General features: G+C 59.1%; 25 protein-coding genes. 5 read left to right on the top strand and 20 right to left on the bottom strand.

The window, feature by feature from the left end:
- Positions 1–5 precede the first annotated feature (5 nt).
- The 11 genes from RYC18_RS25210 to RYC18_RS25160 form a co-directional block, all read right to left on the bottom strand.
- On the bottom strand, positions 6–275 hold the full coding sequence (locus RYC18_RS25210; protein ID WP_004665006.1) for an EscS/YscS/HrcS family type III secretion system export apparatus protein: 270 nt from the start codon (positions 273–275) through the stop codon (positions 6–8).
- A 4-nt stretch (positions 276–279) separates the two neighbouring features.
- Positions 280–936: a type III secretion system export apparatus subunit SctR gene (gene sctR, locus RYC18_RS25205; protein ID WP_004658168.1), complete on the bottom strand. Its 657-nt coding sequence runs from the start codon at positions 934–936 to the stop codon at positions 280–282.
- Positions 933–1,988: a type III secretion system cytoplasmic ring protein SctQ gene (gene sctQ, locus RYC18_RS25200; protein ID WP_316886989.1), complete on the bottom strand. Its 1,056-nt coding sequence runs from the start codon at positions 1,986–1,988 to the stop codon at positions 933–935. Before sctQ ends, sctR begins: the two co-directional genes overlap by 4 nt.
- Positions 1,985–2,470: a hypothetical protein gene (locus RYC18_RS25195; RefSeq protein ID WP_316886988.1), complete on the bottom strand. Its 486-nt coding sequence runs from the start codon at positions 2,468–2,470 to the stop codon at positions 1,985–1,987. Before RYC18_RS25195 ends, sctQ begins: the two co-directional genes overlap by 4 nt.
- Before the next feature lie 73 nt (positions 2,471–2,543).
- The gene (locus RYC18_RS25190) at positions 2,544–3,872 is read right to left on the bottom strand and encodes a FliI/YscN family ATPase (RefSeq protein WP_019741913.1); all 1,329 of its coding nucleotides are present in this window, start codon (positions 3,870–3,872) and stop codon (positions 2,544–2,546) included.
- Complete coding sequence (locus tag RYC18_RS25185; protein WP_316886987.1) at positions 3,869–4,462, bottom strand: FliH/SctL family protein; 594 nt, start codon at positions 4,460–4,462, stop codon at positions 3,869–3,871. Before RYC18_RS25185 ends, RYC18_RS25190 begins: the two co-directional genes overlap by 4 nt.
- Entirely contained in the window at positions 4,455–5,075 is a 621-nt protein-coding gene (locus RYC18_RS25180) for a type III secretion protein (RefSeq protein ID WP_316886986.1), read from the bottom strand. Before RYC18_RS25180 ends, RYC18_RS25185 begins: the two co-directional genes overlap by 8 nt.
- Complete coding sequence (gene sctJ / locus RYC18_RS25175; protein WP_316886985.1) at positions 5,072–5,851, bottom strand: type III secretion system inner membrane ring lipoprotein SctJ; 780 nt, start codon at positions 5,849–5,851, stop codon at positions 5,072–5,074. Before sctJ ends, RYC18_RS25180 begins: the two co-directional genes overlap by 4 nt.
- A 3-nt stretch (positions 5,852–5,854) precedes the next feature.
- Positions 5,855–6,286, bottom strand: coding sequence for a hypothetical protein (locus RYC18_RS25170; RefSeq protein WP_002553573.1), 432 nt, complete (start codon positions 6,284–6,286; stop codon positions 5,855–5,857).
- A gap of 9 nt (positions 6,287–6,295) precedes the next feature.
- Complete coding sequence (locus RYC18_RS25165) at positions 6,296–6,514, bottom strand: hypothetical protein (RefSeq protein WP_002553572.1); 219 nt, start codon at positions 6,512–6,514, stop codon at positions 6,296–6,298.
- 21 nt (positions 6,515–6,535) lie between these two features.
- Positions 6,536–7,147: a hypothetical protein gene (locus tag RYC18_RS25160; RefSeq protein ID WP_005743511.1), complete on the bottom strand. Its 612-nt coding sequence runs from the start codon at positions 7,145–7,147 to the stop codon at positions 6,536–6,538.
- 151 nt (positions 7,148–7,298) lie between these two features.
- On the opposite strand from RYC18_RS25160, the gene RYC18_RS25155 reads away from it, so the two are divergent.
- Positions 7,299–8,081 carry a tetratricopeptide repeat protein gene (locus RYC18_RS25155; protein WP_005743510.1) on the top strand — a complete coding sequence of 261 codons (783 nt, stop codon included), beginning with the start codon at positions 7,299–7,301 and terminating at the stop codon, positions 8,079–8,081.
- A gap of 2 nt (positions 8,082–8,083) precedes the next feature.
- Here RYC18_RS25155 and RYC18_RS25150 read toward each other — a convergent pair whose 3' ends face one another.
- The 7 genes from RYC18_RS25150 to RYC18_RS25120 all read right to left on the bottom strand — a co-directional run bounded on the left by RYC18_RS25150 (position 8,084) and on the right by RYC18_RS25120 (position 13,916).
- A complete protein-coding gene (locus tag RYC18_RS25150) occupies positions 8,084–8,500 on the bottom strand; it encodes a hypothetical protein (protein WP_057404018.1) in 417 nt (138 codons plus the stop codon).
- A 12-nt stretch (positions 8,501–8,512) separates the two neighbouring features.
- A complete protein-coding gene (locus RYC18_RS25145) occupies positions 8,513–9,826 on the bottom strand; it encodes a type II and III secretion system protein family protein (RefSeq protein WP_316886984.1) in 1,314 nt (437 codons plus the stop codon).
- On the bottom strand, positions 9,823–12,006 hold the full coding sequence (gene sctV / locus RYC18_RS25140; RefSeq protein ID WP_316886983.1) for a type III secretion system export apparatus subunit SctV: 2,184 nt from the start codon (positions 12,004–12,006) through the stop codon (positions 9,823–9,825). Before sctV ends, RYC18_RS25145 begins: the two co-directional genes overlap by 4 nt.
- Positions 12,003–12,341 (bottom strand): tetratricopeptide repeat protein, encoded by a 339-nt coding sequence (locus RYC18_RS25135; RefSeq protein WP_005743505.1) that lies wholly within the window; start codon positions 12,339–12,341, stop codon positions 12,003–12,005. The genes sctV and RYC18_RS25135 overlap by 4 nt, the downstream gene beginning before the upstream one ends.
- Positions 12,338–12,697 (bottom strand): hypothetical protein, encoded by a 360-nt coding sequence (locus RYC18_RS25130; protein WP_316886982.1) that lies wholly within the window; start codon positions 12,695–12,697, stop codon positions 12,338–12,340. Before RYC18_RS25130 ends, RYC18_RS25135 begins: the two co-directional genes overlap by 4 nt.
- Positions 12,694–13,632 (bottom strand): FHA domain-containing protein, encoded by a 939-nt coding sequence (locus tag RYC18_RS25125; RefSeq protein WP_316886981.1) that lies wholly within the window; start codon positions 13,630–13,632, stop codon positions 12,694–12,696. Before RYC18_RS25125 ends, RYC18_RS25130 begins: the two co-directional genes overlap by 4 nt.
- A gap of 122 nt (positions 13,633–13,754) precedes the next feature.
- A complete protein-coding gene (locus RYC18_RS25120; protein ID WP_004660836.1) occupies positions 13,755–13,916 on the bottom strand; it encodes a hypothetical protein in 162 nt (53 codons plus the stop codon).
- A 552-nt stretch (positions 13,917–14,468) separates the two neighbouring features.
- Here RYC18_RS25120 and RYC18_RS25115 point away from each other — a divergent pair.
- A complete protein-coding gene (locus tag RYC18_RS25115) occupies positions 14,469–17,963 on the top strand; it encodes a hypothetical protein (protein WP_316886980.1) in 3,495 nt (1,164 codons plus the stop codon).
- 50 nt (positions 17,964–18,013) lie between these two features.
- Here RYC18_RS25115 and RYC18_RS25110 read toward each other — a convergent pair whose 3' ends face one another.
- A complete protein-coding gene (locus RYC18_RS25110; RefSeq protein ID WP_410478388.1) occupies positions 18,014–18,874 on the bottom strand; it encodes a CAP domain-containing protein in 861 nt (286 codons plus the stop codon).
- 230 nt (positions 18,875–19,104) lie between these two features.
- Here RYC18_RS25110 and RYC18_RS25105 point away from each other — a divergent pair, with 230 nt between their 5' ends.
- Positions 19,105–20,421 (top strand): APC family permease, encoded by a 1,317-nt coding sequence (locus tag RYC18_RS25105; protein ID WP_005777675.1) that lies wholly within the window; start codon positions 19,105–19,107, stop codon positions 20,419–20,421.
- Between the two features lie 44 nt (positions 20,422–20,465).
- On the opposite strand, the gene RYC18_RS25100 is transcribed toward RYC18_RS25105, so the two are convergent.
- Complete coding sequence (locus RYC18_RS25100; RefSeq protein ID WP_005744110.1) at positions 20,466–21,200, bottom strand: nitroreductase family protein; 735 nt, start codon at positions 21,198–21,200, stop codon at positions 20,466–20,468.
- 91 nt (positions 21,201–21,291) lie between these two features.
- Here RYC18_RS25100 and RYC18_RS25095 point away from each other — a divergent pair, with 91 nt between their 5' ends.
- Both RYC18_RS25095 and RYC18_RS25090 read left to right on the top strand, forming a co-directional pair.
- Positions 21,292–21,933, top strand: a complete 642-nt coding sequence (locus RYC18_RS25095; RefSeq protein WP_005744111.1) for a TetR/AcrR family transcriptional regulator — start codon at positions 21,292–21,294, stop codon at positions 21,931–21,933.
- 206 nt (positions 21,934–22,139) lie between these two features.
- Positions 22,140–22,919: a MipA/OmpV family protein gene (locus RYC18_RS25090; protein WP_005777678.1), complete on the top strand. Its 780-nt coding sequence runs from the start codon at positions 22,140–22,142 to the stop codon at positions 22,917–22,919.
- Positions 22,920–22,936 lie beyond the last annotated feature (17 nt).

Raw genomic sequence — 22,936 nt, 5'->3', positions numbered from 1 at the left:
ACGACTCATCGGGTCCACAAGGGAAAGTTGTCCAGCACCTGATTACCCAGCTCTGCCACCTGCCCGGCCAGCAACGGCCCGACAAACACGATCACCAGCAATACCGCTACCAGCTTGACCACTTGCGGCAGTGTCTGGTCCTGAATCTGGGTCAGCGCCTGTAACAGCCCCACACTAAGGCCGACGACAATGGCCACGACCAATGCCGGAGCGGAGAGCAGCAAGACAGTCATCAGCGCCTTGTTCATCAGCGAGAGAAAAACATCCTGGCCCACAGCGTCAGCCTCCGTAGCTCAGGATCAGACCGTGCATCAGTCGTGACCAGCCACTGAGCGCCACAAACAGAAAAATCTTCAACGGAATTGAAATCAAGGTGGGCGAGACCATCGACATGCCCATCGCCATGAGCACATTGGAGACCAACAGATCGACGACCAGAAACGGGATATAGAGCAGAAAACCGATCTCGAAGGCACGGGTCAGTTCAGAGCTGACGAACGCCGGAATCAGTACGACAAGATCGTCATCGCGCAGATCGGCTCGCGCTTCGGGCGACCATATGGTTTCAGTGGCCTGGACGAAAAAACCGCGTTCGCTTTCATTGGCGAACTTCGAAAGGTGCGCCTGTAATGGCGGGCGCAAGGCGCTGCCGAGTTCCTCCAGTTGCTGGACATTCTGCAGGCTCAGATCGCGGCCTTGCACCTCCCGGTACATGTCACCGATCAGCGGCGTGGTCACGTATACCGACAGAATCAGCGCAATGCCGTAAAGCACCAGATTGGGCGGCGTCTGCTGCACGCCCAGCGCATTGCGGATCAGAAACAGCACCACGGATATCTTCATGAATCCTGTCAGCGTCACGACGGCCAGTGGAATCAAACCGATAGTAGCGACGACCAGAATGATTTCGATCAGGTTCGGCTGGTAACCGTTCATGAGGCAGTGAAACCCAGCAGTCGCACACCCAGACCGTCGCCGATACTCACCAACTCGCCACGGCCTATACGGCGGCCATTGACCATCAGGTCCACCTCATCGTGCCTCGAACCGGCCAGCGGCAACAGGCTGCCCGGCGCCATCTCGCGAAGTTGCGCCAGCGTCAGTTCAACGCTGCCCAGTTGGCAGACCAGCGTAAGCGGCAGCTCATCCAGCGAAGTATCCAGATCGGAACCGTCGGTCATTTCACTCATCGAATCGTTCCTGTTGAAAGTGTGGGAGACATAATGGGGACTGACGGTGCGCAGAGGACCCAGCCATTCGAGGGTTTCACCCTGGTGCCTGGCAACCGTCTGGTAGCGCTTGCCCAGTCGCAGCAGCACCTGCGTGTCGGCAAGGGTGTCGAGCATGACCACATCGCCCGGCACCAGACTGTGCAGCTCTGCGGTGGTTAATGGTGCCTGCCCGGCCTCGACACTCAGCGTGAGTACCAATGCATCAAGCGGCAGCGGTCTTGTAACAGCGTTACGGTCGAGCAGCGCGATGACGTGCCGGGCGCTGTCAGCATTCAAATGTATTTCCAGCGTCTGTGCCTGCCCCTCATCAGGCCGCACTTCCAACGCGAGCCTGAGTGGATTTTCGAGCGGATGTGCAGGCCACGAGAGCACCTGAACAGGCTCGCCCGATAATGTTTCCAGAGGCTCGATCCAGCTAAGCCAGGCCTGCTCCAGTAACAAGGTGTCGGTCTGGGTATCGACTGACGCACCTGGCAGCCAGCCCAGCCCTGACAGCTCGAAAAGACGCGACGGAACGACAAGTTCGAGGTAGGCCTGTCCGAACCTGATGGCCACCCTCACCGGTCGGCGACACTCGCCACCTGCGCTGGCCAAGCTCACGTGCATGGAGCGCTGCCCAAGAACGATCCGCCACGGTGCTGTCTGGCGATGCAACAGGTTATGCAAACTCAGCAGATCAGCATCGAACCGGGCAAGCCGGCTTCGGACCGAACCAATGCCTGGAGGCGAAGGCATTGGCTGTACGCACACCGTCATCGCTCGTCTCCAGGCTGGGACCCTTTGACGGGCAGGTCTGCCTGATCGGCCTCATCGCGCTGCTCACTGGTCCGCGCATCGTTGCGCATGCGCTGTTCGACGAGGTTCTGCCAGGCTCGGGACTTTTTCAACTGTTCAAGGTGCGCCTGCCTGAGCCGCTTGCGTGCCTGCTCTTCAGTCTCAAGGTTCAACACCGCATTATCGGCATCGGCCTGCAATGCCTTGCGTTCGTCATGCAGTTGCTTCAAGCGCTCCTGAACGACCTTCCACTCGCTGACCGACAGGCCCTCGCTGAGCTGGCCGACCGCCTGCTCGGCCTCCTGAGCCAGTTGTTCCCGGTGCAGGCGTAACTTTTCCCGTGCCTGATCCAGCTCGGTGTGGCTATCACGGCAGCGCTCCCGTTGAGTGCCAAGATGAGCGGCAGCGCGCTGCTCACGCAACAGACGCAAGGCTTGCAGGCTGTACAGGTCGGCCTTCTTCATCGTTTTTTTCCATAGCAAAGACCCATCGGCGTCGAGTCGTAGAGTGAATCAGGAGCCGAATCGAAAAACGGGCTCATGCCAGCACCTTGCGCAGGCGGGCCAGAGTTTGCGCAAGGCTGTCATGTTCGGAGGGCGGCTGACGCAGAAATGCCTCAATCGGCGAATGGCGGGCAATTGCCTCGTCGGCTATCGGGTCACTGCCAGCCGCGTACTCACCCACCTGAATCAACAGTTCGATTTCCTGACGGCGGGCAATCAACTCACGCAGCCGTGATGCCAGGTGCCTGTGTTCGGCAGTCGCAATGTGGTCCATCAAGCGGCTGCGACTGCGTAAAACATCGATTGCCGGAAAGTGATCGCGCTGCGCCAGTTCGGCGCTCAGCACGATATGGCCATCAAGGATTGAGCGAGTCTCCTCGGCCACCGGGTCCATGGCCGCATCACCTTCGGTCAATACGGTGTAGAGCGCCGTGATGCTGCCCTGCGGGCCAGGGCCGGCGCGCTCCAGCAGGCGCGGCAATGCCGAGAAAAAAGAAGGCGGATAACCACGCCGGGTCGGCGGCTCCCCCACTGCCAGACCAATTTCGCGCTGGGCACGGGCAAAACGGGTCAGGCTGTCCATCAACAAGAGCACATTGCGCCCCTGATCACGGTGATACTCAGCCAGAGTGGTCGCTACGTAAGCCGCCCTGACCCGCTCGGCGGCGGGCCGGTCAGAGGTGGCAACCACCGCCACGGTACGTGCCCGGGCCGTGGCGTCGAGTTGCCCTTCAAGCAGTTCGCGTACTTCACGGCCACGCTCGCCGATAAGCCCGATGACGATCACGTCGGCATCGCTATTGCGAACGATACTCGCCAACAAGGAAGACTTACCCACCCCCGGCTCGCCGAAAATACCCATGCGTTGCCCCTGGCCGAGGGTCAACAGGCTGTCGATAGCTCGTATGCCCAATGACAGTGGCTTGACGATTCGCTGGCGGCTGAAGGGCGCCGGAGGTTCTGCATGCAATGGATAATGCTGCATCCCGAGCGTGGCAGTCGGCGCAGGTCCGTCGAGAAACTCGCCCATAGGGCTGATCACACGACCCAGCAAGGCATCGCCAACCTGCACGCCGAGCGCCTGGCCTGTGGCGATGATCTGGGTACGCGTCGAAAGGCCCTCCATCGAGCCGATAGGCGACAGGATCGCGTCATCTTCATCGAAGCCGATAACTTCCGCCGACAGCTCTCGGCCGTTACCCGGATCGCGCAGTACACATAATTCTCCGATGCCTACGCCGGCGACGCTGGCGCGCAGCAACACGCCACGAATACTGCGCAGCGTCCCACGCATGGGCCTGGGCTGGGCGAATTGCAAGCGCAACCCGAGGTTGGGCAGCAGCGTCGTCAGGGCCTCAGTCATCGCGAATCACCTTCTGCCAGCGGCAACAACGCACGGCGCAGATTATCCAGCTGGGCCTCCAGCCCGAGTTCCACGGACCCCGCCGGGCCACCCAACCGCGCCTGCCCTGCTTCGAGCTGGTCATCGCCTTCGATACTCAGCGAATGCAGGGGCAGCGGCGCATGGGCCAGGTGCTGGCGCAGACCTTCGACTTCAGCGCCGGGTACATGCAGAGTCAACGCCTGATCCTGACGAAACGCTGCCAACGCCTGCGCAGTACAACGCAACAGCCGCTCGCGCTCGTCAATCTCTCCCAGTACCTGTCGGGCGATACCCAGTGCTAGTTCAGCCAACGAAGTTTCCAGGCCGGCAAGGTAGCGGTCGACCTCGGCGCTGGTCTGTGCCAGCAATGCAGCGGCCCGTTCGGCGCCCTCCTGTCTGGCATGCTCGAAGCCTTCGGCGCGAGCCTGTTCGAGCCATCGCGCGCTGTTTTCCCGCACGCAACGTGCCTCTTCATGCGCGGCTTCGATGAAGGCAAATCCGTCGATCCAGCGAGCGGCGTCGGCAGCACGCAACACCCGGGAGCCTGGTCGTGTTGGCAGATCACTCATGGCTGCTGATCTCCGTCAGGTGTCGAGCAACGGTTTGCACCACCGTCACCTGTTTCGCATCATCCGGTGCAGCGTGCACAGGTTCAGCCAGACGCAGTCGCAGCCAGGCCTGCAGCGGTGCAGGACAGGACTGCAGCCAGGCGGCCACACAGGCAGCACCATCGCGATCAATGGCCTGGAGCAACTCGGCAGGTGTACGCAATAGATCGGCCGCACCGGCCAGATGCCGATGAGAGAGGGCCAGCGAGAATGTGTCGTTACCCAGCAGGCGACGGTACTCACTGACCACTTCGCCACGAATTTCCCGACTCAGCGTTGCCGCGTGCCAGACCGCACCACACAGGCGTGTCAAATGCAAAAAATCGCTTTCGCTCAGCAGCAGTACAGCCAGATCCTGTTCCGCAGGCAGGTCCAGCTGCGCCAGCGGCTGTAGCTTGAAATGTCCGGTCAGCAATTGTTCAAGGCGTGCGGTAAAGCGCGGTGAATCGCGTAACGCTGCAAGTCGGGCCGCATCAACGTCACGTTCAAGGCATTCGGCCAGACAGCGCTCGCGGACAAAGGCCAAGGGACGTTCGGCCAGTGCATGCCACTGGCCGGTCAGCGCCGTATTCATGACGCTTCACTCAACACGTATGAGCCCTCGCCCCGGCGTCGCTGCCAGAACTGTCGGCCCAGCAGTCCGGCAAGCACCAGCGCAACCAGCAGCAGAGTGCCAAACAACCAGCGTACCGCTGGCAGGTCATCTTCAAGCATCCACAGGCCCAGGAAACTGCCCAACTGCGGCTGGGCACTGGCCTTGTCGGGAATGACTGCCTTGATCGCCGTGACTGAAACACCGTCGTAGCCCAGCCCGGAGATGCCGTTGGCGACCAGCGTCTTGATCTGCGGGATCAGCACATTGATGTCGGTTCGCGGGTCAAAACGGACCAGCACCGATGCCGAGGACGGCGAAATCACCCGTTTGAGTAAATCATTGTCAGGCAGCACCACATGCACCCGCGCGGACAGAATGCCATCGATCTGCGAAACGGTATGGGACAGCTCCTCACTCAGCGCATACACCATCTGCGCGCGCTCCTGCACCGGCGAGGACACCAGGCCATTGCCTTTGAAAATCTCTCCCATATTGGAAAAGCTCTGCCCCGGCAGGCCTGCGTCATCCAGCGCCGCCATCGCCTGGGCAAAGCGCTTTTCGTCGACCATCACCTTGAGCTGACCGTTGTCCTGAACCTTGCGTGACGCCGGGATACCATCACGCAACAGCACCGCCAGCATGGCGTTGGCCTCACGCTCGCCGAGGTTGGTGTAAAGATCGATATCGCAGGCCTGCAACAGGCTGGCAAGCGTCGCCACTATCAACAGGCGCAAGACACGGCGGCGTTTGGGCATGGTTCATTGACCTTTTAGAAGGGTGTTGGCAGAGCCGGATATCTGGGTTGCCCCGCGTACCACCATCTGGGTTTCGATGGAGTAATCGAACATCCGTCCAAGCGACTGGACGATGCGATCGACCTGCGGCTCACCTACCTTGCCCGGCGCCTGGACAGCGCTGGTGGCTGGGCTCGGAGCATGATTGGCGGACTGCAATGCATTACCCTGAGTCAGCGCATCGGCCCGCTCTGAGAACTGCCGCGAGCGGTCAATAAAACCATCCAGTCGCTCCATCAGGTTGCTACCGATCTGATGCGGGCTGGCACCCTGCGGCATGCCTTTGGAAGTCTCGGCCATGTGTTCGAAGAGGTTCTGGGAAGCCTGCGGAACCCCGCCTCCTCCCGGCGAAGGCAAGGCAGCCGCCGCCGGTGATGCAGCTGGATTGACGGTCATGGTCGGAACCTATTCAGAGTCGTCGTCAGATTGGGCTTCGTTGAGCATTTCCTGAGCGCGCGGCATGATAATGAACTGCCCGCCAATGGTGACCGCCTGGGTAATCAGGGCATCGTTGAACTCACTGTCGCTGGCAGCCTGCTCGGCATTTTCGACGGCGGCGTTGAAGCGCGATTCCTGACTGGAAACATTGATGTCTACATTGCTGTCTACGGCGTTGATGGACATGGGTAGTGCTCCTTCTTCGGTTTACTGACGGTCGGTAGCGACTTGAGTGACGACACCGCCACGAAACACCCGCACGCCGCGCTCACGCACTACAGGCGCGACCTCGGCGGCAGGTTGACGATCCACATGGTGCTGAATCTGCGCCAGCCAGGCTGGCGGCCCTGAAACAAAAAGGCTGTCGCTGTCGGGGCTGACGCGGCTGGACATCGGCTGGCCGGACACTTCCAGCCGCGCCATATAACGCTGCAACTCTTCAAGCCGCGGCCCTTGCAGGTCGAACACACGGGTGGCGACCTCATCGGCACCGGCGATGTGCAGTACGTTGCCGTCGAAGTACCAGCTCAATTGATTTGCAGCGCACAAGCGGGTGAGAAACTCACCGGCATCCTCGCCACGTACCGTGCCTCGTGCGTTGCCCCGGACCTTCTCGGAAAACACCACGATCAGGCCAAGGTGTTGACCGAACTCAGTCAGCGCACCGCGAATATCCTGATCAACCAACACGTAGGCGTAAGGCTCTGAGAACCAGTCGGGCTGGCGCTCCGAGGCGGCCTTAAGCACGCCGGATAACAGGCACAGCAGGATCAGCATCAGCAATTTTGAAACTGGCGGGTCAGCCCTGAAGTGCTTCATGGCGCCCTCCGTGACAATGCGACGGCCGCTGGCAGACAGGCTTCAGAAAACGGTCGCTATTCAGCGCAGGGGCTATAAAATGGCGCTCGCCCTCAAAGGCTGTCGACGGCTGATACGCCTCGCCCCGCCCCCTTTCACAAGAGCCTTGCCCATGCCACCTCGTTCCGTCCCCACGTTGTTGTTGCTCGGCTGCCTGAGTCTGGCGGCGTGTTCGACTCAGCCCAAATCCGACGCCAGCTACGAGCGCTTCATGCAACTGGCCGCCGACCTGGAGAAACGCGGCGACTCGACGACGGCAGCGTCGTTCTACCAGCGCGCCACGCAGCAGCCCGAAGCGGGTGTCGAGGCGTGGCGCAAACTCGGTGCAGCCCTGCTCGTCAGCAACGACACGCGTGGCGCAGAGCGCGCTTATCAGCGGGCGCTTGAGCTGAAAGCCGACGACTCGGATGCGCTGCTGGGCCTGGGTACTGCGCAGTTGCGTCAGGGTAAGCTGGAACGCGCCATCACTGCGCTGACCCAGGCCGCCGACGCGTTGCAGCAGCCACAGGCCTGGAACCGTCTGGGCATCGCGCACATTCTGAGTGGCCAGGCCGACGCTGCTCAAAGCGCCTTCGGCACCAGCCTGCGACTGGCCCCGAACGACCTCGACACCCGATGCAATCTGGCCTTGGCATACGCCCTGGGCGATGACGACCAGAAGGCCCTGGAGACCATCCGCAGCGTCAGCCAGTCGCCCCTTGCGCAACCGCGGCATCAACGCAACCAGCTGCTGGTCATGGTCCTGGCCGGAAAAGAGAAAGATCTCAAAAACATGACCTTCGACGATATCACCAAGGCCGAACGCGGCAAGCTGATCGCCGAAGCCCGGCGTGTCAAGGCCATACCGGACCGCGCCGAGCAGGCTCGTGAACTGGGGCTGATTGACGCTAACTGAGGTCATCGGGCCTCCTGCGTGTCAGTACTGGCCTGTTGCTCTGCCTGACGCCGACGCAGCTCTTCGCGGTCATACCCGTCGATGTAAACCTGCGCGGCGCGCCCGACCGGTGCAGCCATGACAGGCCCGGTGTCACGGCCGTGCATGACATCTGCGCGCTGCTCGACCATTTGCAGCAGAATCAGGTTGCTGGCACAGCCCGGCGGCAACAATGGCTGAAAATCCTCACCTACACCGATCTCGTCCTGTGCAGCCGGTTGCACACAGGCCTGGGGCACCAGCTCCACACGGCCATCGGCACGGGTGATCGCTGCATAATCCGGTGAATAGCTCACTGGGTCGAGGTGGGTCTTGCAGCCTGCCAGCAGACACAAAAGCATCAGAACCGGCGGGCGTGACATAGCGCAGATGAGGTTCATGGCCATTCCCTTTCAGTTCATGTAAAAGCCGAATGCGCCACCACTGCGCGGACCTGCCGACGCGGTGCTGGCGGCGCGCTGTTTGTCCAGCGGCGTCGCCACCACGCGATCCTTGACCGGCTCGACCAGATACGGAGTGATCAGAATCACCAGTTCGGTTTCGTTGCGCTGAAAGCGCTTGGAGCGGAACAGATTGCCCAGAATCGGCATGTCGCCCAGCATCGGCACTTTGTCCATGTCCTGGCTGCTTTCACGCTGGAACAGCCCGGCAATGGCAAACGTCTGACCACTGCCGACTTCCACACGAGTGTCGGCACGCCGTACCCGAAACGACGGCACCTGATAGCCGTTAACGTCCAGTGTGGTGGTACTCATCAGGCTGCTGACCTCGGGACGCACCTGCAACGCAATGCGCCCGTTGGGCAGCAGCGTCGGGCTGAACAGCAACGACACGCCGTAAGGCTTGTATTCGATACCGACGACTTCGCGGTTGACCGGCACCGGCACCGCCACTTCACCGCCAGCCAGAAAGCTCGCAGTCTGCCCGGTCATGGCGGTAATGTTCGGCTCGGCCAGAACTTCGAGCACACCGTTGCTTTGCAGCGCCTCCAGCATCGCGTCGATGTTGACATTGCCCGACGCAAGCCCGGCGCTGATTACGTTCGATGCGCCGCCCGCTGCATCGGCGGCCAAAGCGCCCCCCGTCAGCAAGCCGAATGAAAAAGTGCCGTTATTGAACAAGGCATTCCAGTTCACGCCATAGCGCAACAGCTCGGAGCGCGAGACTTCGGCGAAACGCACGCGGATATTCACCTGGGCCGACCCTGCGTAAGTGGCACTGTTTACCGTCGACTGAAAGTTCTGCCCCTCGGTGCTCAGCAAGGCATTAAGATTGGTTGCTTCACCGACATCCTGCACGGAGCCACTGGCAATCACCCGGCTGCCGGAGGCATTGATCCGCGCCTGACTCTGCGGGTGCAACGCCTTGAGCGGGCGTGTCACAGCAGCAGTGCCGCTGCTTACCGCCAGACTCAACGCAGCGGTCTCCCGGCCCTCGCTGTCCAGGGCAATCAGACTGGTCTGCCCTGCGGCCTTGCCGAACACGTAGATCACGCCGGGTGACACCACCTGCAAGTCGGCAATACCCGGCTCGGCCACCATCACCGAGTCCACGGGGGCTGAAAAATGCAGAACGCGGCCTTCACCGATGGCCAGATCGACTGTGCCTTTGGCTCCTTTGGCAATGTTTTCGGCAAACGAACCTGTGCCCATGAGCAACGCGCCCACACCCACGAGAAACATCCGGATTACGCTTACTGAGGTCATGAGGCAGTCGCCAGAGGAGTGACAGCACCGGCCCTGGATGCCGGGCGTGCAAGGACATCGGTCAGGCTGACAGTGCCGACCGCTTGAAGGTTGTATTCACTGGCCAGTTCACGAAAGGACAGAACCGCCAGTTGCAGCTCGCCGCGCACGATGAGACGGCGCATACACCGACGCAGCTCCGAATGCACAAGCAACACCGTCAAATCATGTTCCGGCAGCATGTCGCACAGGCGACGCAGCTGTACCAGTACGGTCCGGCCGATGTCGTCGGGCAGCGAATCACGGCTCTTTTCCTGGCGAGCCAGCGTGGCGCGCAGTTGTTCTTCGAGCGCAGGTGCCAGTACAAAGGCGCTGATCACCCGGTTGCGATCGGCATACTGATGACTGATCTGCCGCGCAAGTCCTGCGCGCAGATGCTCGGTCAGTCTGCCCGCGTCAGATTCAATACTGCCCCACTCCACCATCGACTCCAGCAGGCCGCGACGATTGCGTATCGATACCCCTTCAGAGACCAGCAAACGCAAGGCCTCTGCGATACGCTGCAGCGGCAGAATGCGCAGCACTTCCTTGATCAGCTCACCGTACTTACCCTCAAGCTGTTCCAGCATCAGGCGGGTTTCCTGAATACCCAGAAAGTCGGCGGCATAACGGCGCAACGTACGGTCCAGTACTTCGCGCAACACTTCATCGGCGAACAGAAAACCAATACCGACATCCTGCAAACGTTCCGCATGCTCGCGCCCTGCCCAGCGGCCGGGACGGGAACCGATCGGCGAAGGCGCTTCAAAGGTTTCGACAGAAACCAGTTGTGCATGCACCGGATCGTCCTGCAGCAAAAGCGCCATGCCGCTGAATTCGCCCTCACTGACGGGTACACCTTCAAGCTCGACCTGGAAACGATCGGCTGGCAGGCTGCGGTCCAGATAAACCTCGGGTAGCGGCACCTCGACACCCAGATTGATACGAATGTCGTGACACAACGCTTCGATACGCTGACGCAGGGGCTGCAACGGGGCGGCCTCGGCCAATCCGGTTCCGATACTCAGCAGCACCTGGCTGTCGCGTGGCCGCTCGGCGCTTTCCAAGGCATCTTCCGCGGCATCGTTCGAAACCCCGGAAGCGCCAGAGGATGCCCCGGGCTCGGCCATCGTTTCATGCTCTTGCAGCTCGTCCTTGACCAGTGACCGGGCGGCACGACGATCCCGGCGCCAGAGCATAAACGCGCTGCCGCCCAGCACGGCGGCCAGACCGACAAACACCAGCAACGGAAACCCCGGCAGCATGCCTACGCCCAGCAGAATCAGCGCAGTCAGACCCAGCGCACGATGGCTGGCGCTCAGCTGCCTGACAATCTCGGTGCCCAGGTCACGCTCTTCGCCGTCGCTGTTGACGCGGGTCACCACGGTCCCTGCGGCTACGGAAATCAACAGTGCCGGGATCTGCGCAATGAGGCCGTCACCGACGGTCAGTAACGAATAGACATGCGCGGCTTCGGCGAACGGCATACCGCGCTGGACCATACCGATCATCATGCCGCCCAGCAGGTTGACGAACAGAATCACCAACCCGGCAATGGCATCACCCTTGACGAACTTCATGGCGCCGTCCATGGCTCCGAACATCTGGCTTTCACGCTCCAGGCGTGAACGACGACGTCTGGCCTCGAACTGGTCGATGTCACCGTTGCGCAAGTCGTTATCAATGCTCATCTGCTTGCCGGGCATCGCATCCAGTGTGAAACGCGCAGCGACTTCGGCGACCCGTTCAGCGCCCTTGGTAATGACCACGAACTGGGCAACCGTAATGATCAGAAATACGACCAGCCCCACAACGACCTGACCGGCAATCACGAAATCACCGAACGCCTTGACGATATGACCAGCATTGCCGTCCAGCAGAATCAGGCGAGTGGTGGTGATCGAGAGCGACAAACGAAACAGCGTGCTGAGCAGGATCAGCGGCGGCAGCGCGGAAAACTCCACCGAGTGGTTGATGTAGAACGCGACGATGAGAATCAGCAGGCTCAGGGCGATGTTGACTCCGATCAGCGCGTCCACCAAATAGGTCGGCATCGGAATGATCATCATCGCGATAGCCATCAGCATGAACGCAACGATGATCACATCTGTGCGTTTAGACGCAGTTACCGCCAGGCGATTCAGAGCATTCATGAGGGTCATTGCGCAGCCCTCCGGGCTTCCAGGTAGCGTCTGAAGCATTGCCGCGCGTCGTCCTTGCGGCCTGCCTTCCACAACGCGCGGCTACGCAACAGAAGCAGCGCGGCGCTCTCGCCTTGCTGCTCGACCAGCCTGTCGAGTGCCGCAATGGCCCGGTCGGTGTCTCCGCTGTCGGTGAACGCCTGCACCAGGCTGTGCAGCAGCGCGCTGTTCGTCGGTGCCAGCTGTATCGCAATCAGCAACATCACCAGTGCACGTTGTGGCTGGCCACTGCGCCGGTACAGATCACCCATACCGTGGAGCAACTCTATGCATTCGCGATCCTGACTGATGCTCATGACTGCACCTCGGCGCGTTGCTGTTCCAATAGCAGCCGCATGTCGATCTCTTCACGAATCACGTCTTCGGCGAGTTCGCGGATCTCCGGTTCGGCGTCCAGTGCCGGTAACACTTCGTCCAGCACATAGCGCAGTACTTGTAGCGAACGCGCTGTGCCAAAAAGCTGCGCATTGACACCAAAAGCCTGCCCGGTCTGCTCCAGCTCGCCGCGCAACGAACGACGAACCTTGCGCTCGCGCTGATCAAGCAGCGCTTCGAAACGGGTTCCCTGACGCGGCTGCGCCGGAGCAACACGCTCGACAGCGGGCAAAGAATCGGCTGAAGGCGGCGCTACGGGCCGCAGATCGACTTTCATAAGGTGAAGGCAAACCGTTCATCACCGCGTACAAGACGGACCTGATTGCCCTCAATACTTTCCAGCCTCCAGTTGTCTGGTAACAGTGCGCCGGGATAGACACGCTTGCCATGCTCGTCGATCACGTAGGGATTGCGACCGAACCACACCGCCTGAAAACGCACGCGAGGTGCCGCAAGCGCCGTGCTTGCCTGCACGTTGGGCGTCAAGACAATATGCTGGCCAAACCGAGTATCAAAGGCCTGTTGAATCTGCAGCCAGCTGCTTTTTTGGGCAGCGGGAAAAGCGCCCTCAACACTGAGCTGCCCGCCCTGTTCCCCAACCCGCAATTGCGTGAGCCTGGCGTCCTGCAGCGCACCCTCAAGCCAGCTTCGGGCCTGGGTCAGTGTGGGGGCGCTCTTGACGGGCGTTGACGAACCAGGGACGGAATCTGCAATGGAGTGCCGGACCGACTCGGCAGGTGCACGAAAGGCAAAGGCAGTGGCACATGTCACCAGCAACAAAAGTGCAGCCAGTGCTGGCCATTTAAGCAGCACCAGGCGGCGGGACACAGCGGGGATGGCTCGGGTACTTCGTGTGCTGCGCAAGCACAGCCTGCTCTGTCCGACCAGCAACTCGACAGGCAAGGAGATTCGTTGACCGTGGCCGACGTTGACAACCCGACGTTTGCCAAGTGTATCGATAAGTGTCACGTCGCCGCCCAAGGCTTCTATTGCGACGTGCTCGACGGAGAATCGCAGACGAACATGTTGCTCGGCCACATCAGCATCGCCCAGCACAAGGTCAGCCGGGGCGGCACTGCCAATCACATAGACAGGATTGTCCAGGAGCAGCGAAACGCCCTGATGCAAACCATGAAGAATTTCGAGCCGGGCTACGCCGCTTTCCTGCACAGAAGCGTCGGGCGTTCCGCTCAATGAGATCAAGGCTGTCATGATCGAGTCACCACCGTGTGATCTACCGGAAACGGCATGTCAAAGCCGGGCAAAACTGTCGATCGGAAGAATTTCGATGCGCAGTGAATGCAGGCAGCTGTAGCACTGCCTGCATGACAACGTCAGTTCTGTGGACGTTGCTTGGTAGCATCCAGCTCTGCTTTCTTGGCAGTGGAGATTTCAGTGATCTTGGCCGATTTCTCGATAGCCATATCAAAGGTCGCCGACATTTTATCGATTGCTGCGTCTGAATTGCCGGAGCTTACGGGTGGAGTCGAACTCATGTTGTTTCTCCTTGCTTCGAGTAGGGATCTATCTGCGGATTAACAACCGGCTCAAGAACAGGTCAATGTGCCATTACACAACAGCGATGCAGAGACACTACGCTATTTGCCGCGTTGCCAATTAATAGTAATCAGCGAAACTTGTTCGATGCTGTGAAACGTTGTGAAATCAGATTTCACAACAAATTAATACCGCAAACCAACAGTGATATCAAAGTGATATTTATTTCTGGTTTATTTCTGGTGATATTAATTTTTTATGTACCACGAGACGGGGCTCCAACGTTTACGGGGGTGTTCGCCAGAGCCGTTATTATTTATCGACGCGTGTGAATTGTTGTGAAAAGAGATTAGCGATCCGCCACTTCACTTGTCGGAATGATAGTGTCGGCCCATAAGCCCTGTTCTTTTGATTTGAAAACGAGACGCCGTTCAAACTATTCACACGAATAAAGAGTTCGTCATTGAACACAGGGTTTCGTTCGCCTCGCGGCACTCAATTATTGAGTCGCCTGCTCCACGTCCAGCGGTTAACAACAGGAGTTATATGCTATGTCGACGTCCACGATCAGCCCGGCGCCTGGCCCTCTTCCGCCCCCCGCACCGGGCGCGAATGCCCGAACGCGATTCAATCAGGTGCTGCAGACCAGCAACCGCAATGGCGGCCAATACCGGCCAGCGGGCGCAGACGAAAAGGCACCTGCGCTGGGCAGTTACGCATCGATAGAAAAGCCCGGCACTGTGGCGGCTGACACAGTGCGCTACGTCACCCAGGAAGGCGATCAGGTACTGGTAAGCAAATCCACCAGCCCGGAGCTCTATCGTCAGGTCGTCGAAGACCAACCCCGAGTGGCAGGTTTCAGGGCCAGTGTGGCTACTGGCTACTCCCCAGCCAATGCTGATGCTGCCGCGCCAGCGACTCTGAGCGGCTATGCCCGTATCGGAGCACCGGACGAAATGGGGCCGGGGCTGATTCGCTATGAAGCCGCCGATGGCAGCAAGGTCATCGTTTCGCAGCAACAGAACCCGGAACTCTTCAAACAGGTGGCATCGGATTTCAAATCGCTATCCGGCGTAGGCAGCAGTCAGCGCGATGGCTACAGGGTGGCAGGCGCGGACGAAAAGCCGCCGGAAAACATTGCAGGCTTTGCAGTGGTCGGCCCGGTGGATGAAGTCGGGCCGGGCGTGATGCGTTATGTCGACCGTGACGGCAATAAAATCGTCGTGGCCAAGAGCGACAATCCTGAGCTGTACAGCGCGGCCAAAGACGCTTTCAATACCCTGACCGGGCTGAACACGAGCGAAGCGCAAGGTTATCGCAGGGCGGGTGACAACGAAGTATGGCCACCCGTATTCGGCACCACCGTCGGCCCGTTGAATGAGGTCGGCCCGGACACTATCCGTTATGAGCACAACGGAGAGAAGGTCGTGGTCACCCGTGACGACAATCCGAAGTTGTTCGATTATCTGGCAGCGCTGCAAACCATAGTGTCGGACCCGCAAAAAAGAACTGCGATGGAAACAGCAGTCAACGAAGGGCAGATTCTTGCTGACCGCAACACCCCCATTCCCAGCTTGAACGACATTACACAGTTCACTTGGGTGTCTGGCCAGGAAGGAAGCCAGATCAGCTATCAGAATCAGAGCGGTGAGCGGATTGTCGTCACTGAAGCATTGACCCCTGAACTATTCGACAAAGTAACCACCCTCCATGACGCCTGGAACAAGATCAACAGCAGCCGGGAAGAAGGTTACACGTTGGCAGAGCCTCATGACTTTTTGAAGAATCAGGACATAACCATCGGTTCACCGGACGAATTAGGCGCGGGTCTGATTCGTTTCGAGAACGGCGATGGCAAGTTCATCGTCTCCAAGGATTCCAGCCCGCAGTTGTACGATGACGTGGTGGAAAAATGGAATGAGCTGGGCACCGGCAATATCGGTGAAACCCGCAGTCGGCATAACTTGCCGCCCGTGGCGGAGCTGGATCTGATGGGGCAGAAAACCGGCGTGAAAGCCGACAAGGATGACGAGAATTCCGAAGAGCTGAACGTCGGCGAACTGGCGACCAAGGAACTGCTCGACCAATACCGCGACGGTGTGAACAAAGGGGATATTGCCAAGGATGACCCTCGCGCAAAACTGGTCAGGGCAATCGAGGCGCAGGCTGCTTATGACAACGGTCGCGGCCTGACCGGTTATGAAGAGGCCAAAGGCGCTTTCGGCGGCACCTGGCGCGAATTCGACAGCAAACAGACCCAACTCAGTTCGGCCGACATGCACGACATCATTGATGGCGGCAAGCTGCAAGAACAACTGACCACACTGTTCTCTGATCCTACCGTGCAGCAGGACTACCAGAGCAAGATGACCGATGCACTGGGCAAAGTGCCCAACAAGGACGAAATCAAGCAGAAGCTGCTCGACCTCACCGCCAATCCCGATTACGTACTTTACCTCAAGGACCTGAAAAAGCAGGGCCTTGGCCAAGAGGCGCAGAAAGACCTGAGCGACACCTTGTCCTCACTTGCACTGGTCGATCCAGAAGGCGCCAGCAAGGCGGCACAGTCTATTCAGGCCGACGGTTTGACCAGCGATCTCAACGATCTGGTCGCCGACCCGTCGAAGATCAGCGACGAGAATAACGCCCTCGCCACCAAGGATCTGTTCGGCCTGCTCAAGGCAGAGCTCAAGGGCTTTCTGGTCGATATGCCGCGCTTCCTGCAGCCCACCTTCGAAAAATTCCTTCAGGAAGGTGTCGTGGGCAACGCCAAGCCCGCAGACATCGCCAAAGCGCTCAAGGAGGTCGGTGATGCCTATCAGAAAAACGGCAAGGTCAGCGAAGCAGACATCAAGACAGCCCTTTCCAAACCCTACATACCGGTCGCTGATCGCGGCAAACTGGGCGAAATCTTCAATACGCTCAATAGCAAAGGCGTCATGGGCTCCGTTGCAGCAGGCGTGTCGCTGTTCTCGGCGATTTATCAACTGGTCGGCAACGGCGGCAAGCTAGGCGAGACACCGATTCAGCGCCTGGGCATTGCCAAGGACTTTCTGAGCTTTGCCGGCGGTGCCAGCCATTTTGTACGTCTGGCTGATCAGGTTGGCGACCTGATGGGCAAAGGCGGCCTGGTGGACATGCTGGGGCTGGACAAGACGTTACCGGAGATCTGGGGCAAGGAAAGCTTTGGCAAGGCCAAGGAAGTCAGGGTCAGCGGCATTTCCGCAAGCAACCTGAGCGAGATCCGTACCGCACTGGATGCGACTGATGAATATCGGCTCAATTCGACGCTGGGCGACATGGCTGGCGGTGCAGAAGCGGAACGCCAGGCCATGGGCGGCATCACCCAGCGGCTGGATGACGCCGTGCAGGCTTCAGGGGCCAAACTGCCCTCTGGAACTGCCAATAAAATCGCGGGCTCAGTCGTCAAAGTGCTGGGGCCTGCAACGGATCTGGCTGGTGGTTTTGCCGATATCGTACTGGGTGCATTCACCATCAAGGACGGCGTGAAGTCAGGTGACAAGCTCGCTCAGGCTGCAGGCGGCCTGCAAATTGCCGGCGGTGCCTTCGGCGCATCAGCCGGCGTACTGGGAACCGCGGCGCTGGTGGGTGCAGGCGGCGCGGCGGCCACCGCGCTGGCCGGGCCATTCTTCCTCGTCGGCGTTGTGATTGCTGTCGTTGGCGGCATCATTGGCTATTTCGTCGACCATAACAAAAAGCAGAAAGCATCCGAAAAGGAAAACGACTGGTATCGCGATCTGGCGGCAGACGGTTTGCTGCAGTCCGACTGGGGCGACAAGGTCGAATATGCACACTACTCGATCCACCACTATCGCGAACGCGAAGCGCCTGAAGACGACAGCCTGTTCCGCTTCCAGAGTGCCGAGTGGAAGCATTTCGACGAAACGCCGCAGGAAGGCGGCTCTTCCACCAACCGCCTTGATGACACGTTACACGTGGAATACGGCGAGCCGCACAAATCGCCGGATCAACAGAAGCGTGACGAATTGAGAGAAGCACCGCGCTGGAGCGGCTCGAAGGTCTGAGCCATTCATGCATGTTCGACAAGCCGCCGTTCAGGCGGCTTTTCGGTTGATCAGGGAGCGCCAAACAGCATGGTCCAGTACACACCGTAATCGGCGTTGGTAGCCGTCGCATAGGCCGCGCCGACCTCGGTAAACATCGGGTTCATCAGGTTGGCGCAATGTCCCGGGCTGGCCAGCCAGCTGGCCATTGCCTTGCTGACGGTGCTCTGCCCTGCTGCGATGTTTTCACCGATCTGCCGTCCGCCGTAACCTGCCGCACGGGCGCGATCTGCCGGTGAGTCGTTATCAAAGCCGCGATGCGTGAAGTAATTCTCGCTGGCCATCGACTGGCTGTGCCCCTGTGCAGCCGTTTCCAGGGTCGTGTTCCAGCTCAGCGGTCTGGCCGAAGGAAACGGCTGCTTGCCACACATGCGCGGCTTGGCTCGCGCGGCATTGACCTGCGCCAGAAGTATGCGGCCAGCCGAGCGTGCATCTTCCAGGCTTTCGTCGATCAACGGTTTCGCCAATACCACACGCCAGTCGCCACGCTCGCGAGTGATACCGATGTCGGCGTATTGCGGGTCAAGCAAAGCGCCGCAATAGCGTTTTTCGAGCATGCCGAACGCCTCACCAGCGCTCTGCGCACCCGCAAGTCGTATGGTCCGGACGGTGACCGCCTGGTAACCGGATGCCTTGAGCGCATCACGTGAACTGCCAGCGAAATTGATCGGCAACGCTACGCTGGTGTTGAGCGTCAGCGCCCTGGAGATTTTTGTCATCCGTGCTTCGCAGCGCTGAGGTTGCCCCCGAAAATCGTTAATGGCCTGGACCAGTTGTCGCTCGTCACTGGCACTGGCATGGCTGGCGTACATGGGCAGCAGAGGCACGAGGTACAAGCACATGCGCCAGAAATAACGGTGCGATTCAGGCATGAACACAGACTCGAAAAGGAAAAGGCACGCCATGAATTTCAAGGCCCGAATAGGACCCTGAAAAAGCCTCTTGGTTCATGCTGCATGTTCAAGTGCCGTGGTTATTCAAATGCCTGTTCCGGCAAAAAGCACCGCTGATCCGGGCCTCTCGCGATCACGTTGAATTTACCCGGACCCTCACGATCTTCCTTACAGACCTCCTGTAACTGCCGAGAAAGGATTCTTTCACCATGGCCACTCCTCCCGAAACTCCGTCGCTGCGCCGGGCAATCACGGCACCGATGCTGACACTGTTCATCCTCGGTGACGTGCTGGGTGCTGGCGTCTATGCATTGGCAGGCACCATCGCCGGACGTGTCGGCGGAGCCATCTGGGCGCCCCTGCTGATTGCCCTGTGCTTCGCCTTGCTGACCGCTGCATCCTACGCGGAACTGGTGACTAAATACCCTCGTGCGGGCGGTGCGGCGGTGTACGCCGAAAAAGCCTTTGGCAAGCCACTGCTGTCGTTTCTGGTCGGCTTTTCCATGGTGGCGGCAGGTGTCACCAGTGCGGCCGGGCTGGCGGTCGCGTTTGCCGGCGACTATTTCCAGGCATTGGTGAGCTGGCCGGCGCAGTGGGTATGTGTGGGCTTTCTGGTGATTGTTGCGCTGTTGAATGCGCGTGGCATCAAGGAGTCGTTGTCGGCCAATCTGGTAATGACCCTGATTGAGCTGAGCGGGCTGGCGATGGTGATTGCGGCCGCAGTCTGGTTCGTCAGTCAGGGCAATGGTGTGCCGCAACGTGTATTCGAACTGGACACTAACTCACCCGCCACCGCGATTCTTGCCGCATCGCTACTGGCATTTTATTCATTTGTGGGCTTTGAAACGTCTGCCAACCTGGCCGAAGAGATCAAGGATGTGCGCAGGGTTTATCCACGGGCGCTATTCGGTGCACTGCTCATTGCAGGCATGGTTTACATGCTGGTCGGCGTGGGCGCGGCCATGGTGCTGCCCGTCGAACAGTTGAAAGCTTCGCAGGCCCCGCTGATGGATGTCGTCAGTGCTTCAGGGTTGGGGATACCTGCCCCATGGTTCGCGGTGATCGCGCTGATTGCGGTTGCCAATGGCGCACTGCTGACCATGATCATGGCCAGCAGACTGACCTTCGGGATGGCTCGTGAAGGGCTGTTGCCCGCGGTGATGGGCTCGGTTCTGCCTCAACGGCGCACACCCGGCGTGGCCATTTTCGCAACCACAGTGGTTGCCATCGCGCTGTCCTTTACCAGCACCCTCACCACGCTCGCTGAAACCGTGGTGTTATTGCTGCTGTTCGTGTTTCTCAGCGTCAATATCGCGGTTCTGGTGCTCAAGCGCGACAAGGTCGAAGCCGGCCATTTTCAGGTTCACTGGGTCATTCCGGTATTGGCGATTCTTTCCTGCCTGCTTTTGCTGACCCAGCAAGGCCCTGAAACCTGGTTGCGTGCCGGCATGATGCTCGCTGTCGGAGCCGCGCTTTATGGACTGACCCGATTAGGCAGTTCAGTGCTGGTTTCACACCCGCGCTGAACGGCATTTGTGATGCATGCCACGCGCGTGAGTCAGGCTTTACTTCAGTGTGTAACGACGATGTCTGAAATCGGATTGCGCCACCGCTCTTCGATTCTCGCATCGTCTGCTCGATAGCCAAGAGCGATAACCAGCGGTATGACGGCACCACGTGGCAGCTGGAGAAGTTTGGCAACTTTCGCGCCTGAAAATCCTTCCATCGGGCACGTATCGATGCCCTTCGCGGCTGCGCCAAGCATGATGGTTTGAGCTGCGAAGATGGCATTGCGTGCCGCCCATTGCCGACCGCCGATATGGCCGATGGGGAGTAGCGAGAGGGTCGGTCGGATCAGAGCTGCAAGCGCAACAATCGGCGACCACAAGACAGAAGATCCCACTCCGAGAACCTTCTGAAACATACCTATCTGTTTGCGGTAGTAGGCCTTCGAATCTGTTCCCAACACAGACGAACCTTCAACGTGGTCAAGTTGTGCGTTGGCTGTACGCAACCCCAGCGCAGGACTCGCCACGATCACGATGAGCTCGGCCGCTGATGCTGCAGCTTTCTGGCCGTTGCAAGCGACCGCCAAATTCGCTTTGAGCCCAGGATCGCGGACCCAGTGCAGTTGATAAGGCTGCATGTTCCCGCTGGAGGGGGCATAGGCTGCTTCTGCAAGCAGCAACTGAATGTCGCCAGGGACAATGGGGTTCGAGTTGAATTTGCGTATGGCCCGGCGAAAGCGATTGGCTGCCTGAAAGCCATCCCAGGGAAGTAAATATTCCTGTGTGTTCATGGTCATGAGTTCTCGATTCGTGATCAACGTTGTGTTGTCACAATTCAAATCGTAAGTTAAAGCTTATATTTTAAAAACTCATGTTCTGGAGCTGCCCGTGAGTAAAAGCCGAACACCCGTCAACCCCAGGAAAATCCCGGCTCAGGCGCGTTCTCGCGCGACAGTTGACGCAATTATTCAAGCGGCGACTTACATTTTGACCAAGGTCGGCTGGGAGGGACTGACGACCAACGCGATTGCTGAACGCGCAGGCGTGAACATCGGCTCGCTGTACCAGTTTTTCCCGAACAAAGAAGCAGTCATCGCTGAATTACAGAGACGGCACGCCGCCGACACGCGCACAGATCTGCTCAACGCGTTACAGGTTCTGCCTGATCAGCCGTCGCTTCGAGAGGCACTGACCATGATCATCGAGATGATTGTCGCTGAGCATCGTGTTGCGCCGGCCCTGCACAAGGCTATTCATGAGGAATTGCCACGTACGATCCGGCAGCTGGAGGACGATAAGGATGCTCTACAACACCAGTTTGCTCAGGTGCTAAGGCCATTTATGAAGAATGTTCCTGATCCGGATCTCTCGATCTATCTGATGGGTATCGCTGTACACGCAATTATCCACACTGTCACAGCTGATCGGCCGAAGCTCCTCGCACAACCAGGATTCGTTCAAGAGGTAGTGACTTTGCTTGAAAACTATCTTTTCAGGCCTGATTGCAAGGAAGTGGGCCGCGCCAACTGATAGATGATGGCAGGAATGAATACCAGCTTTCGACGCATAGCCAGCATTTTTCAGCGCCTGCCCGGCTAAAGCAAAGGTGCGGCAATAGAGAGCTGTCTGAGCAGGATGAGCGTTACACGTGGCCAGATCACTGACAGCGACATGCAGACGACACACGCCATCGCACACTGATGCACGTCAGAAAGATCACTCAGAGAGCCGCCGCCATGAAACCGCTTTTCCTTCCCGCGCTGACCGTTGTTGCCTTGCCTGCCCTGTCGTTGCAGTTCGCCCATGCCGAGCCGGGTGATTTCAGCCTGGGCCTGGGCGCTGCAATCAGCAAAAGCCCTTATGCCGGTGTCGGTACACAGGTCAATCCGATCCCGTTGATCAACTATGAAGGCGAGCGCTTTTACGTGAAAGGTGTAACCGCGGGTTACCACCTGATCAACACCGGATCGTTCTCCCTAGATGCCATTCTCGCCTTGCAGATGGACGGCATTGACCGTGACGACTTTGGTCGCCGCGAACTGGCCAGAAACGGCATCAACAGCGATCTGCTGGAAGACCGCGACAATGGTATCGACGCAGGGCTGGTAGCCAAACTGCGTGGCACTGCAGGGCAGCTTGAAGCGGTCGCCAGAAATGACATCAGCGGTGCGAGCGACGGCTACTCGATGAACCTCGAATATGCGTACCCCTTCAACTGGGGCCAAACGCGCTTCAAACCCAACATCGGTGTTACCCATATGTCCGGCAACCTGGTGGATTACTATTACGGCACGCTGAAAGAAGAAGAGCAACGCGGGATTGCCCGATACCGTCCTGGCAGCGCTACGGTTTCCTATGTCGGTCTGGGTTTTTCCCAACCCTTGGGCAAACAGTGGGAAGTCTCGGGTAACCTGCGCTACAGCGCCCTGCCGGATGAACTGAGCGACAGCCCGCTGGTAGAGCATGATACCGACAGCTCTACCTCGATGTTCATCGGTATTTCGAGAAAGTTCTGATGCCGAAAACTGTCTGT

This window comes from Pseudomonas syringae group sp. 247E2, assembly GCF_032587795.1.
GTDB classification, from domain to species: Bacteria; Pseudomonadota; Gammaproteobacteria; order Pseudomonadales; family Pseudomonadaceae; genus Aquipseudomonas; species Aquipseudomonas amygdali.
The sequence above is the reverse complement of the archived record's forward strand: the minus strand, read 5'-3'. Positions and strand labels throughout refer to the sequence as shown.